Raw genomic sequence first — 13160 nt, forward strand, 5'->3', positions numbered from 1 at the left:
CAAGGTAATACCTATGCAATGGAAACCGTTTCCTCAGAAAAACTCATGCAACTCGTTTATGAGCCAGTTTCTGCCTACGCCTAGAAATAATACTTTACAGAGTATTGAGCTGGAAGTGGCGATCGCATAATTATATCGCGGTGTCAGTTTCGATGATAAATGAAGTAAGCTAGAGACAAAGGTTTCAAACAATTTTAACCAATGCCAGCATCCGTTGCTTATCTGTTTGACAGAATCACCGAAAGTTTCCGTGTATTCACAAAAATAGCGGTGTTATACAGACAAGCTGTCCGTATATTTACCCAAATCTGGTAAATCACTCGCAACTTGTCAGTTCATCGGGTATAATTCCCTAGATACATAGAGAAAGTCGGTCTAATTAATAGTTATGTCGCTCAGGCTATCGGTTGGGGCATAGTTCCACTACACCTTTTGATGTTGGGAGTTAAATCACTGCAAGCTTATCATTAGCAGAGTTGTAAGGTTAATGTTGGGCAATTGTGATTGGGTTAAGTTACTATTTGAATAGTATCAAAAAGCATAGAGGTTTTTTTAAGAGTGGAATTTAAAAGTGAAATTAGACTGTCCAAGGTTAACGACCTTCTTGAGAAAGTTCAGAAAAGAAGTTATGGCAAGTATTTACTTAAAATATCTCTTGAAAAAGCCCGAGCTTTTAAAGAAAAATCAATAACCTTTGATTTTCCTGTGACAGCGATTGTAGGAGTAAACGGTGGAGGCAAGACAACAGTATTAGGTGCAGCAGCCTGTGCCTATAAAACAGTTAAGCCATCATTATTCTTTGCAAAAAGTGGTCGATTTGACTCAAGTATGCAGAACTGGAAATTTGAATATGAATTGATAGACAAAGAAATAAAAAAATCAGATAGCATTCGACGTATTGCTAAATTTGCTCGTTCTAAATGGTCACGCGAATGGAAGGTTGAAGGAGATAAGGAAAGAGTAGTAGCTGTATTTGGCGTATCTCGAACTGTACCAGCAAATGAACGTCCAGAACTCAAGCAATGTGCATCCAATACTTTTGATGTAGCTCCAGAATCTATTGATGAAATTAGTTCAGGCGTTGCTAAAGCAGTAGCTAGTATCCTTGACAAGGACATATCCGCATTCTCCTTTCTGCGTGTGGATACTCGCGGTAGAGTTACGCTGCTTGCTGGACAAACTTCAGGGGGAGACTCATATTCTGAGTTTCATTTTGGTGCTGGGGAATCCAGTATCATTCGTATGGCCATCAAATTAGAGACTATACCAGAAAATTCACTCGTACTTATTGAAGAAATAGAAAATGGGCTTCATCCTGTTGCAACTGTCCGCATGGTGGAATACTTAATTGATTTAGCTATACGAAGACAAATTCAGGTCATTTTTACTACGCATTCAAATGATGCGCTCAAACCATTGCCCGACCAAGCAATATGGGCAGTCGCAAATGGCAGTTTATATCAGGGTAAGTTAGACATTGGCTCTCTTCGTGCAATCAGTGGTCAAATAGACTCTCAGCTTGTTGTATTTGTTGAAGACATTTTTGCCAAAACATGGGTAGAAGAAATTTTGCGTTCTTTACCTGGAGTAGCGATGGATGCGGTCAGTGTCCATGCAATGGAAGGCGATGGAACAGCCGTAACAGTGCATCGAGGTCGTAAACTTGATCCTAGTGTGTCTCAACCTTCAGTTTGTTTAATCGATGGTGATTCTAAACAGCACGAGTCTGTAACAGACTCTATACATCGTCTTCCAGGACAAAGCCCAGAATCTTACATCTACGATAAGGTCATTGAAAAACTTGATGACATATCAGGAGAACTAGCTGTTGCTTTATTGCGTCCCTATGAAGAAGAGGCAAAAGTTGCAGATATTGTTCGGAGTGTTCGTAACACAAACCGAGATCCTCATGTACTCTATTCCCAGGTAGGCAAAAAACTTGGGTTTATTCCAGAAGCACGGGTGAGAGAGGCATTCATTAGTCTCTGGGCGCGTACCTTTAAGGATGAAGTTCAAGCTATTATACAACCTTTTTTGAATAAAATTCCCCTAGAAAACACTCAGGAAAGAATCGCCCGGTAAATCAGCCCAGATTTATCCTATTGAAATGTAAATAGGCACAGGTTACTCGTCGCTGCTGAACACGAACGTTACATTTTTTCTATTGCGTGACCCTGTGTGGAGCGATAGATAAAACTCCATCGCGCCCTTCGGTGGGTCTCGCATTATGGGTTGGGAGAAGTCACAGGCAGATCGCCCACACCACTCTTGTTATCATTAAAATCAATGGCTGCAAAAGCGAGCTTAGACCATGCTTGCTCTCGTCTCACCATAAAAAATTCAATGGGCTGCGGCTTTTGTAATACGCTTACCTGCAACCGGGCAAGATTATCAGAGTTTGTACGATCGCCGAGGAGATGCCTCTATTTCGCCTATTAATGACAGGTGAATTCCATGCCAGCCAAACTTCAAGAACAACTTTCTCCTGCTGATGCCGAAGTCATTTTGAAACGCTTGCCGGAACGAATTCAAGCGGCTCCGATCGCGCGTGCTGCAGAAATTGAATATCCGATCGCAGTTTCGATTATTTCGTCGATTACGATCGCAATCCACCATCCCCTTGGTTAAAATCAGAGATAACGGATGTTTTGTCAAGCGATCGCCGATCGCTCTCTTAGTTTTTCAAAGCTTGTGGCGATCGAATCCGTCTACAATAAGAATTAGTTAGAGTCTAAAAAATTTTATGCCAGTTGTAGCAGTTAAAACTTACATAGAGTATCGGAATGATGCCTATTGGGTTGAAGGAACTCGGATTTCTCTTGACTCGATCGCCTATGCTTTCCAACAAGGACTATCCCCCGAAACTATTGTTCAGTCTTTCCCACTACTGACACTGGAACAGGTTTATGGCGCGATCGCCTTTTATCTAGCTAACCGCGCTGAAATCGACGCTTACCTAGTCGCCGAATCAGACGCATTTGATGCCATGCCTCAACCTCTACAAACCAGCGATCCAGCTTTGTACAACAAACTGATGGCAGCTAAAGCAGCAAGACAGCAGGTGCGATCTTGAATGTACGCTATCAAGCTGATGCCGACTTAAATCAGGCGATCGTCACAGGATTACTGCGACGAGAATCTACAATCGACTTTCAAACTGCTTTTGCTGCTGGGTTAGAAGGCGTTAAAGATTCCGACGTTCTGGCAATTGCAGCACAGCAAAGACGTGTTCTCGTCAGCCACGATCGCAAAACAATGCCATCCGAATTTGCTGAGTTCATTACTACGAATCAGAGTGCTGGAGTCATTATTGTTTCCCGAAAAATACCGATGGAAGTTGTCATCGAAGAACTACTCTTGATTTGGGCAGCATCTAGTGCAGAGGAATGGGTAGATCGTATTGCTAAGCTACCCCTTTGATGCACACTAAAATGGATATCGAAAGCGTTAAGCTAGAAACAGACAACAGAGAGCCAACCTACGCAAAAGGTTAATATCAATGGTTGCGATCGCCCAAAAAACCCTTTCCTTCGAGGAATTTCTCAACTGGGATGACGAGTCCGGCAGGTCATTCGAGCTAGTCAATGGAGTTGCCATGCCCCTGAGTGAACCCACAGCCAAACATGAGGATGTCGTCGATGGTTTATGTCGTCTCTTGGTAGATCATTGCCAATCCTTGAACCTTCCCTACGTTCCTCGACAAAGTAAACAAGTCAGATTGAACGCTGGCCCGGGCGAAAGTGAATCGAGTCGTAAAGCCGACATTGTGGTGTTTGCCAAGGAAGAATGGGTCAGAATGCGTCAAAGTTCTGCCTCTGCTGCTGCCTATATTCCACCTCCCTTGGCGATCGAAGTTGTCAGTACCAATTGGCGGGATGATTACCGCATCAAATTGAATGAGTATGAAACTTTAGGAATCCTGGAGTATTGGATCGTTGATTATGCAGGGTTGGGAGGCGTTCAGTATATTGGTTCTCCAAAACAGTCTACGGTGACTATCAACCGCTTAATTGATGGTGAATATCAGGCACTGCGATATCAAGGAGAAGCCATTATTGTTTCTCCAACGTTTCCTCAGTTAATATTAACGATCGCTCAAATTCTTGCCATGACAGAAGTTTAGCGTTTGCAAATTATTTAGATGAACAGTCATTATACTATTATTATTCAATGGTCAGATGAGGATAGCTGCTATGTCGTTAGTTTTCCAGAATGGGGAGACTATTGTCATACTCACGGTGATACTTACGAAGACGCATTAAAAAATGCCCGCGAGGTTTTAGAACTTTTAACTGAATCGATGCTAGATGAGGGTAAACCTTTGCCAAAGCCGCAATTATTTGGTCAATCTCTACAGCACGCATAAACGTCTATAACTAGAATACCAATGAAAGTTAAATACGATTAAGAAGCAGACATTAGAAGCTATGCGATCGCATATCCAGTGTACTCTCGGACTTCCGGTGGATGGAAAGCAAGAACAATGCAGTCTTTGGGCACGCCAGCAGCGACGAGTTCGTCAGTGATGCCGTCTTCTATGCCATCATAGTGAATCCAGATTTTGTCGTTGCGGATTTCGGCGTGAACCACAGTACCATGAACTCGCAGATGATTTTCCCAGCCTTCATGTATCAGCATAAAATGGTTGCGATCGCGGCTGACCACCAAATAGGTAATTACATCCCCATAAGCGTAAGGAATATCCGCATAATATTGGAGAATACTCTCTAACATCTCACGCCATTGGTCTACGGGTTGATTTGTGGTTGCCATTGGATAATCTCCTCCGTGTTTGGGTCAAAAACTATCATGCGAAAACCTGGTTCTTCTAGCAGCAATTGCCCAGCTTCTTCTTTAAACAACGTTTCAAAGGTGTTGCGATTAACAGCTAGGTAAAGAAGACGATCCGGCTCTCGTTTTTGCAGCGTTCTGGCGTACATAAAGAACTGCCCCCAAGCATTTTCAAGGTCATTAATCGGTGATGGACTGAGGAAGCTTTTGATCTCGATCGCAATTTTTTCAGATCCTCGTTCGGCCGCAATTAGTTTCTGAGCTCCCAAATCGACAAAAACCGATCGGGCACCAATTTTGAGAATCAGTGGGTCATGAGTGATTGTCCAGCCATCTTTGATGAGAGCCGTGCAAACAGTATCGTGATAAAGGTCTTTGGCTGGCATAAGGGCTTTTCTGTTTAAGTTCCCTGTATATCTATCGTATACGACGCAAGTTCCGAATTATTTTAACTTGACTGATACCATTTTTCTTTCATATGTGGTATGGATGAAATCTGAGCCAAGCCTTACCAAGGGGGGGTTGGGGGGGTAATATCTAGCGCTACTTTATGAAATTGGTATGAGATTCTCAGAAACCGGGTTTTCGACCAAATCTGCGATGATCTAACGAAATATTATCCTAAAAACCCGGTTTCTGAACCCAACGATCAAATTAATTCGACTGAATCTGCGAATTCAAAACCTTAGAAATTCGATCGCGCGTTTCCTCCAAATGAGCCCGCGTATAAGCATCCGCACTCCGATCCAAATTGCGAATAGTCTTGCTCAAACCCTCCCGCAACTGCCGCAACTCGTACCAAGCCAAACTCCGCGCATCTTCTGGAACATTCGTTTTTCGCAGCACCATTCCGATCAAAATTGCCAAATGTTCCCGCTGCAAAGAACGCCGAAAAGTTGAAATTTGCATCTTCTTTTCCGGCTGCAAAACCTCTTTCCAAATATCATGAAGCAAAGTATCGAACAATTCCGGCAACCTCAAAGCAGTTTCCGGTGCTGATTTTAACTCGACATCCCGCAGTCGCACCAGTCGCGTGGGAGATAGCAAAAGCCGCAGCACAAACCGCTGCAAAAAAGTAATTCGATCGCCGATCGGGTAATCTAGAGGAAACACCAAAGCCGGACTTCCCCAGTGATCCCAACGCGAAGGTGCTAATTTATTCAGCAAATCCGGCGCAAAACTAAAAGCATCCGGGGCAAATACGTACTTGTCCAATGTTGCTAAAGCTTCTCGCTGCTGCGAAAGTTCGATCGGCACAAACGGCAATTTCCCCTTCGCATCACCGGGGCGAATCCGATTAAACGACTGTCCCCCCACATACAAAGTAGCATTCATCACCTGATTGGTATAATATCGGAACAGCGAATGAAACATCACCCGCAGTTCGTTATAACCCTCTTCCCCAACCGGAATTCGCTTTTCTAAACGCTTCCACATCGCCCTAGCATTATCCATTTGCCATTGCGAATACGTCAGCATATTACCGCTGAGATCGAAAGTATTAGCAGCCGGATCGAGATTGTCAACAGTATCCTCATCCGGCGCGTAAGCTAATTGCGGTTCCCCCGCGCGGCTGGCAATTTGTTGCAGCGCCCTTAAATCGCTGTTGGGGTTTGTGCCCCCAAGAACTTTGTAACCGTACTCGATCGCCCAATCGTCATAAGGCCCTACAATCGTTGGATAATAGTCGCCCTGCACAGTTCCCGGAGGTGCCAAATTAATCGGCATATAATCCATCACCGACGCAGTTAAACCCTTAGTACGAGTTACCTGAATATTGTTCAACTCATCCGGTTGCAGCATCGTACTGCCGTGAAAATTGTGCCTCAAACCGAGAGTGTGACCCACTTCGTGGGCCGTCAAATATCGGATGTATTGATTTACATAACTGTCAGTCGCCGTACTGCTAGGCGGGGCATTTTCCAACAGATCCACCGACATTGCCCCGATCGCAAATTGCCTGCTCGATTCCAACCCAAAACACATATCCGAACTCGACATCAAGCGCGACAAGGGCGATCGTTTTTGCTCTTGATATCTTTCCACCAAAGTCGGCAAATCATCAGCAATTCCACCTTGAGAATTTTCTCCGCTGCTTTTTCCCAAATCCCCATTTTCTAGAACATTCAAATAACGCGAATATATTCCGAACTGACAAGGATTCGTATTAGATCCATTTTTCCCTTGAAAACTCCTCGCCAGCGATCGATTTTGTTCCACCAAAAAGCCGTAGCCCTGTTTAATTTGCCGGACAATATCAGCATCCAACAGAATGTCAGCATCCAAGATTTCCCCAGTCAGCGGATTAGTTCGAGACGGCCCAATGCCTGCAAAATCAGACTCAAAAGAACTAGACCACCTAATAGTATTGTAACGGACATCAGACGGGTCCCATTTAGCATTGTCCGGCATTTGTTTGACCTGAATTACCTCAGTAAAACCTGCCTTTTCAAAAGCTTTGTTCCACTCCAAAATACCCTCGCGAATAGCATTCCGGTATTCTAGAGGCACATTATTTTCAATCCAAAACACGATCGGCTGTACCGGAGGCGACATCGGCGCGGATGGGATTTGCTTTTGCAAATGCCAGCGATTAATATAGCGCACAAAAGGGTCGCGGCCGCTCTTGTCAGAAAAGTTTTTATATGTTGTCAGGAAATAGCCGACTCGCTCGTCTGCAAGTCTGGGGCGGTAGCCATTATTAATCGGCACTTCCGAGAAACTGTAGTGAATGCGGAGGTTAAAAGCCCGACTGTCGGGAACCGAAGGTAAATAGTTAACCGAACTGTCATTATCGCTGGAAAAACCGTATACAGTAGCAATTTCTACATTCAGCGGAAACGCTTTCACATCTTTAAAAGAAGATTTGTCTTCATCGATCGAGTAAGAAGCGCCCAAAATCATCGGTAAAATCGCTTTTATTCCCGGTAAATCGCGCTTTTGGCTCATCAGCAAATCGCCTAAGTCGATCAGCAGAGTTTGCCTTTGCGGATGAATGCTTTTGAGAGGTAAAGAATACAGGATAGAATCGCTAAATGCCCTTTCCACCGAGCCGGCTTGCGGATCGCCCGGACTGGTGCGAAAATTGATATTGGGTATGACAAACTGCACGTTGTTTTGGACTCGCCGCAGTTGAAACAAGAAATCGCCGATCGGCAATCCGCTAAAAATGCCGCCTTCCCCCAAACCAGAGGCCAATGTCACAAAACACAGGAACTTTTTGTTGAGTTGTTGCGGTGTAATTTCCAGATAAACTTTATTTGTTGCTTCATTGCGGTAAAGGGTAAACAATCCCTCTAACTTTTTGGCATTTTTGACAACCTCTTCAAAAGGTTGCAGAGCTTGCTGTTCTTTACTTTCTTCGCTGGTGGGCGGCGGCGCTGATAAAGCCAAAGGTAAAAATAAGCTTTTATACAAACTAAACAGGAAAAATGCTAGGGATAATATAAAAAATATTAAAGGCAGATTTTTTCGGGGATTTTTTATCTGTATATTTTTGCTAATTTTAGGAAATGTCAATCTTTTCATGTTGAGTATTCCGCTGCCGGAAATGATAGTTTTGAGATTGTCGCATCGCAGGAGTTATATCGATTCCAGTTACACGAGCGACATGACTTTTGATTGTTGATTGTTGATTGTTGATTGTTGACTGTTGATTGTTGATTGTTGACTGTTAAGAGGGCGGGCACGGGGGCACCGCCCCTACTGATTGTTGACTGTTGATTGTTGACTGTTGATATTGCTCGTTACCAGGCTCTGCCTGGTAATGCTTCTGGGGCGAGGCTCTGCCTCCTTTGAGGAAGGCAACTTACAGGAGAGAGGACTGTAGGAGGTGTTTAAGTTATTAAGTTTTCGATCCTAAGCTGTTGTGGCATTTAAACTGTATGTCAAAAAACAATAAAACAATGAGTGGGGTGGCCAGGAGAACCCGCCCTGAATATGCAATGTTTATTTGCGCGACAGCTTAACTGTTGACTCGATTTTATTATTCCGATGCAACCGGAAACGATTTGACTCATTTAATGTCAACTCCGATGAATTACCCGCAATCGAGAGGTTCCATCGAGAGGAGTGCAAGTCCTCTGGTTTTGAGGAAAACTCACGTTGCTGTCGATCGAACCAAGTTTAGTGCGATCGTCGTGACAGCGGAGACGATATCACTTCTAAAATAACTCAAAACTCTTTCATTACCTCTTCGCCGGCCAGGGAATCATCGGATCTTGAGCTAACCGCTTAGAAACTGCTACAGCACCGTAACGGTTGAGGTGGCTGGGGTCGGAAAAAGATTCCCGCGCCTGGGGCCACAATAAACTATTATCTCGGAAAATTAGTCCGGTTTGAGCTGATAATTGTTGCATATATTCCCGGAATTCTTGTTCGTAACCAGCCCGCACTGGGTCTAAATAATCGACCGTTAGAGGCATATTCACAAACACGAGATTGATGTTGCGAACTTTGCTAAATTCGATCAGATTTTTGAGCGCTACAGTTTGTTCGCCTGAGAGTTTAAAATCTTGATAGTCGGAGTCGTAATAGCCAGATACTTTCGGGTGTTTTTGAAAGTAAGTAGCGGGATTGAAGCGTATGTCCACCGGCAAAAAGCCGTTTGGTTGAAAATCGCTCGGTGCTTTACCCGCAACAGCAGGCTGGGGGTTTTCGGTTGTTTGTTTGTCTCCGGCGGTTTGGGGGTTGGCGATTGCCGCTGGGGCCGAGGGATTGGCGAGCGATCGCAAAAACTCTTTGAGCCGATCGCGCTTTTTGTAAGTTGCAGAACTCTCGATCAACTTTTGATTCAACAGTTGCTGAACCTGAGCTTGACTTTGTTCCAAATTGTGCCACAATTCACCCGCAGTCGCCACCGGATTGTTGGCGGTTTCTTTTGATGTTGGAGATTCTAATTGAGCGGTGCCCACAAGAAAACTGCCCCGAGACAATTGTCTGTAACCTTCCGAAGAAGCGATCGCACTAAAAGTCAAATCAGGCCGCCCGCTGTTGAGAGCCCTCGCCCCGTCGGCCAACACAATCAATTTCGGCAATTGTTGCGGCGGCAAAATCCGACGGACGATCGAATCTACAACCTGCAGAGTAGCCCCGTTCACTCCAAAATTGTAAACCTTCAGCCCCGGATAACCTCCATCCGCCAAAGCAGTTTCCAAAACCGCCGGATCGATGCCCCGCAGAGCCCTCGAACTTCCGACAATTAAGATATCCGGCGGTTTGCCGTGCAAGCGGATGTACTCTTGATAGCGCGCTATTTGTTCGTCAAGCTGCTCGCTCCTCAAAGTCGGGAACACCGGAACATCAGAAACATCAGCTACAGGAACGCTATTATTTCCGGGTTTTGTAAACCCAGAACCGTTGAAAGCCTGTTCGCGATCGGCCGACGGCGATGGCTCCAACGGGATTTGAGGCAAATTTACCTCCCCAGAAGAGGTATCCGGGCTAGGGGATTCGGCGCTAGAGAGCGAGGTTTGAGCGTCGCGGGGAGGCTTGGGAGATGAATTTTGACAATTCGGGCCGCTGCAAACTTCCGAAGCGCTAGGAGCTTGACTGACCGTCGCAGATTGCAGAAACATACCCAGCAACCAATCGGTATTGAAAGTTAGCAGACAACCGGCGATCGCCCAAATCACAGCCATTCGAGCCGCGCGATCGGCTCTCACGCCCCCCCGCGCTGCCTCCGAAGTTGACAAACCGTCGCCCGGAATAAACAAACCCGAAGCAACAAGCGGTTGCACCGCAGCTTGAACAAGCTGCTCGCCCAGCTTGTATCCCGGAAGCGCGATTTTGAAGAGCCGCTTGGAATCAGTAGCCGGAGCATCAAACACCAAATGCTCGCCCAAACCCGAAAGACTCCGATCCTCCGCCGCGGCAAACTCCGGCATTGGTTCATTTTCCAAAACAGCCAGTTGTGAGGGAAGCGGTGCCGGGGCCTCCGCTGATTCCCCGTCAACCGCCGCCCGGAGGTCGATTCCGTAGCGCCACAGGGGCAGTTTCTGGCCGGCGCGGCGCCCGTAGACTCGCACCCGTGCCACTCCCGGAATTTGTAACTGCCGCAAGAATTTAGCCAGCGGCGGCCCTACTTTCGACTGCGAAGGGCAAGTCAGAGCTTCAGTCATGACGTGCAGCACGTTGGCTTTGTGCAGCGCCACAGCCCGAATCCCTCCGGTTTCGAGCTTGCGGTTGAGATTGGGATTGAGAAACCTGTTGAGCAAAAAAGTCAAGGCTAATTGGTCGCCTTCGGCTGCCAATATTCTGGGGCTCGCCGCTAAGTCGGGGTGGTGGGCGGCAGGCAAGTCCACCCATTCAATCCACGCAGGCGACTCCGGTTCCGTCTTGCTGTCGGTGACTGGTTCTACGCCGTAGATGGTAGCTGCGCGGATGCCTTGGGGCGCAAAGGAGGCAAGCATTGGGGCGATCGCCTCGGTGGTTTGCTGCTTGTCTGGGTATTCTTGCCGTTTGGGTTTTTGTCCTTTTTTGGCAGTTTTACTGCACAACAGGTGGAGGGTTGCTTCTTTGAGGGTTGCCCGCACTTCGACTCTCGATGTTGCCAAGTGTTGGTTTAGCAGTTTTGCGATCGACTGCACGTCTCCCCAGCGGGCCCATTCCTTAAGAATTGTGTCCGGCGGCGTCAAATCCACCCGCAGCAACCAGTCCGGCTTCGCTTCGCCGCTGACTTGGCTGCCGATTACTGCTTCGACGAAATCTTCTAATTTCAGTTTCCGCAGCCTGCTGGCGATCGGTTCTGCTAGCAAGGAGGGGTCGGGGCTGTAAGCTGACTCGCACAGCACCAGCAGCCGGCGCTCCTTGGACTTGAAATTTTCCTGTGGATTCGAGTGCAGGGTTTCCCGGCTGATTTTGAGTTCTTTTTCGCGAATGCTGACTTTCACCGAAACTCCCATCGGCCCGAGGATTTCGCTTAGATAGCTGGCGATCGCATCTGGATGCCCCAGCCGCGCCAAAGTTTCCGGCGAAACCGTCAGCGTGCCACCGCCACCGCTGTCTCCGCCATCGGTTTCGGGGGATTGAATTAAAGCCACCCCGCCTCGGCTTCCCTGCATTCGCGAAGATGTTGCCGGATGCTGCGGAGAAACAGGGGGACTGAAAGCTTCCCGCGCGGCCGTTGTGTCGATCGTCACCGGGGAAGTTTCAAAAACTTCTGGGTATTGAATGCGGGAGGCGATGGGGAGACTTTCGGCGTCAAAATCGAGTTCTTCCCGCACCTGTGGCGGTTGGGTCGGGGTTTCTACCGGTGCTGCTTTCTGTTTGAGTTGGCGGTTTTCGTTTTTGAATTTGCCGAAGAATCCGCCTTTTTTACGATTTGCTGGCGGTTCGCCGTCGGGTGCGCTCGCCGGCGGTACTTGGGAAACTTGCTGTTGCTGTTGCTGTTGCTGCTGTCGCTCTTTGATACTGCTGCAATCGAGCCGGACTGTCCAATCATTTTGTCTGGAACCGAGTTTGCGGCCGCACAGAAACAACTGGTAAATTTGAGTTCGATCGAACAACAGTCGCGTTAAATCAGTTTGTTCGATCGCGCCCTTAAATCTCGCCGTCACCAATTCCTGAGACGGACACTGCTGGCTTTCGCACAGAATATGCAGGTGATTTCCCCGCAAACGAGCTTGTACCTGCACTTCAGGAAGCCCTAAAGCTTCCCCGGCCCACTGCGACGCGGCCGATCGATTGTCTGCCAATATGCTCCCGTTCGCATTCAACATGGGACTTTAAATTTCGTCAAAGCTGGTTTCGTCTTCTAGAGATAGCACATTTCGTCCGTATTTTGGCATATATTAGGCTTCACTTAGGCGAAGTCATCATTCATTGGTCGTTAGTAATTATTAGGAATCGCACCGCACTACATATCGTGTGTCTGCGTCCAAGACTGTACAACCTAGTTTATAAAGGCTTGACTGTGCGATCGGGTTTTTGCGTAATGTTGCGAACCAATTAAGTTACTTTTTATACAACAAGCAGGCAAATCAGTTTGGCGGTGCCAGTCCCAAACTCTCACTCATACCAAAATTCGTAGTCTGATATTTCAGGGTACGGAAGTAAGTTAAAGCTTCCATAAAATTTAGTTCAAGATGGCGAAAACCGCTGGCGATCGATAAAAGTTACTGATATTCTCAAATGTATCCGTAGCAATAAAAAAACCAACTTATGGCGATCGCATCAAATTTTTCTCAGCCTCGCTGGCAGGTTTTCACCTGTCGAGATAACACATTGCGGGCGCAAGGTAAAACCGAAAAGTCCAGCATGGCATGGACTAGCTTTGCTTGCGAAATTTCACAAAAAAACATCCTAAAATTCAGCATTTTTTGGTCACTTTTATTGTAAGTAAAGGACTTAAATCATGTTACAAATCGAAG

General features: G+C 46.5%; 11 protein-coding genes. 7 read left to right on the forward strand and 4 right to left on the reverse strand.

What is annotated here, in order from left to right:
- Positions 1 to 558: 558 nt before the first annotated feature.
- The 6 genes from WBA89_RS17900 to WBA89_RS17925 all read left to right on the forward strand — a co-directional run bounded on the left by WBA89_RS17900 (position 559) and on the right by WBA89_RS17925 (position 4366).
- On the forward strand, positions 559 to 2082 hold the full coding sequence (locus WBA89_RS17900; RefSeq protein WP_424408567.1) for an AAA family ATPase: 1524 nt from the start codon (positions 559 to 561) through the stop codon (positions 2080 to 2082).
- A gap of 372 nt (positions 2083 to 2454) precedes the next feature.
- Positions 2455 to 2628 (forward strand): hypothetical protein, encoded by a 174-nt coding sequence (locus WBA89_RS17905; protein ID WP_424408568.1) that lies wholly within the window; start codon positions 2455 to 2457, stop codon positions 2626 to 2628.
- Positions 2629 to 2743: 115 nt separating this feature from the next.
- The gene (locus WBA89_RS17910) at positions 2744 to 3073 is read left to right on the forward strand and encodes a DUF433 domain-containing protein (protein WP_424408569.1); all 330 of its coding nucleotides are present in this window, start codon (positions 2744 to 2746) and stop codon (positions 3071 to 3073) included.
- On the forward strand, positions 3070 to 3420 hold the full coding sequence (locus tag WBA89_RS17915; protein ID WP_333073606.1) for a DUF5615 family PIN-like protein: 351 nt from the start codon (positions 3070 to 3072) through the stop codon (positions 3418 to 3420). Before WBA89_RS17910 ends, WBA89_RS17915 begins: the two co-directional genes overlap by 4 nt.
- A 79-nt stretch (positions 3421 to 3499) precedes the next feature.
- On the forward strand, positions 3500 to 4123 hold the full coding sequence (locus tag WBA89_RS17920) for a Uma2 family endonuclease (protein WP_424408570.1): 624 nt from the start codon (positions 3500 to 3502) through the stop codon (positions 4121 to 4123).
- An 18-nt stretch (positions 4124 to 4141) separates the two neighbouring features.
- Complete coding sequence (locus WBA89_RS17925; protein ID WP_424408571.1) at positions 4142 to 4366, forward strand: type II toxin-antitoxin system HicB family antitoxin; 225 nt, start codon at positions 4142 to 4144, stop codon at positions 4364 to 4366.
- 59 nt (positions 4367 to 4425) lie between these two features.
- Here the strand turns inward: WBA89_RS17925 and WBA89_RS17930 are convergent, their stop codons facing one another.
- From WBA89_RS17930 to WBA89_RS17940, 3 genes are all read right to left on the reverse strand, one after another.
- Entirely contained in the window at positions 4426 to 4773 is a 348-nt protein-coding gene (locus WBA89_RS17930) for a XisI protein (RefSeq protein ID WP_194010521.1), read from the reverse strand.
- Entirely contained in the window at positions 4749 to 5177 is a 429-nt protein-coding gene (locus tag WBA89_RS17935) for an element excision factor XisH family protein (protein WP_424408572.1), read from the reverse strand. The genes WBA89_RS17930 and WBA89_RS17935 overlap by 25 nt, the downstream gene beginning before the upstream one ends.
- Before the next feature lie 268 nt (positions 5178 to 5445).
- On the reverse strand, positions 5446 to 8319 hold the full coding sequence (locus WBA89_RS17940; RefSeq protein WP_424408573.1) for a zinc-dependent metalloprotease: 2874 nt from the start codon (positions 8317 to 8319) through the stop codon (positions 5446 to 5448).
- Positions 8320 to 8762: 443 nt separating this feature from the next.
- Between WBA89_RS17940 and WBA89_RS17945 the strand changes: the two genes are divergently transcribed.
- Positions 8763 to 8963, forward strand: a complete 201-nt coding sequence (locus WBA89_RS17945; protein WP_424408574.1) for a hypothetical protein — start codon at positions 8763 to 8765, stop codon at positions 8961 to 8963.
- Between the two features lie 15 nt (positions 8964 to 8978).
- Here the strand turns inward: WBA89_RS17945 and WBA89_RS17950 are convergent, their stop codons facing one another.
- The gene (locus WBA89_RS17950; protein ID WP_424408575.1) at positions 8979 to 12509 is read right to left on the reverse strand and encodes a hypothetical protein; all 3531 of its coding nucleotides are present in this window, start codon (positions 12507 to 12509) and stop codon (positions 8979 to 8981) included.
- Positions 12510 to 13160 lie beyond the last annotated feature (651 nt).

It is taken from the genome of Microcoleus sp. (assembly GCF_049646505.1).
Lineage (GTDB): Bacteria > Cyanobacteriota > Cyanobacteriia > Cyanobacteriales > Microcoleaceae > Microcoleus.

What these genes read in the sequence shown, in the direction of transcription:
- WBA89_RS17905 (WP_424408568.1), top strand. Translation starts at nt 2,455, where the DNA reads ATGCCAGCCAAACTTCAAGAACAACTTTCTCCTGCTGATGCCGAAGTC.
- WBA89_RS17910 (WP_424408569.1), top strand. Translation starts at nt 2,744, where the DNA reads ATGCCAGTTGTAGCAGTTAAAACTTACATAGAGTATCGGAATGATGCC.
- WBA89_RS17920 (WP_424408570.1), top strand. Translation starts at nt 3,500, where the DNA reads ATGGTTGCGATCGCCCAAAAAACCCTTTCCTTCGAGGAATTTCTCAAC.
- WBA89_RS17925 (WP_424408571.1), top strand. Translation starts at nt 4,142, where the DNA reads ATGAACAGTCATTATACTATTATTATTCAATGGTCAGATGAGGATAGC.
- WBA89_RS17930 (WP_194010521.1), bottom strand. Translation starts at nt 4,773, where the DNA reads ATGGCAACCACAAATCAACCCGTAGACCAATGGCGTGAGATGTTAGAG.
- WBA89_RS17935 (WP_424408572.1), bottom strand. Translation starts at nt 5,177, where the DNA reads ATGCCAGCCAAAGACCTTTATCACGATACTGTTTGCACGGCTCTCATC.
- WBA89_RS17940 (WP_424408573.1), bottom strand. Translation starts at nt 8,319, where the DNA reads ATGAAAAGATTGACATTTCCTAAAATTAGCAAAAATATACAGATAAAA.
- WBA89_RS17950 (WP_424408575.1), bottom strand. Translation starts at nt 12,509, where the DNA reads ATGTTGAATGCGAACGGGAGCATATTGGCAGACAATCGATCGGCCGCG.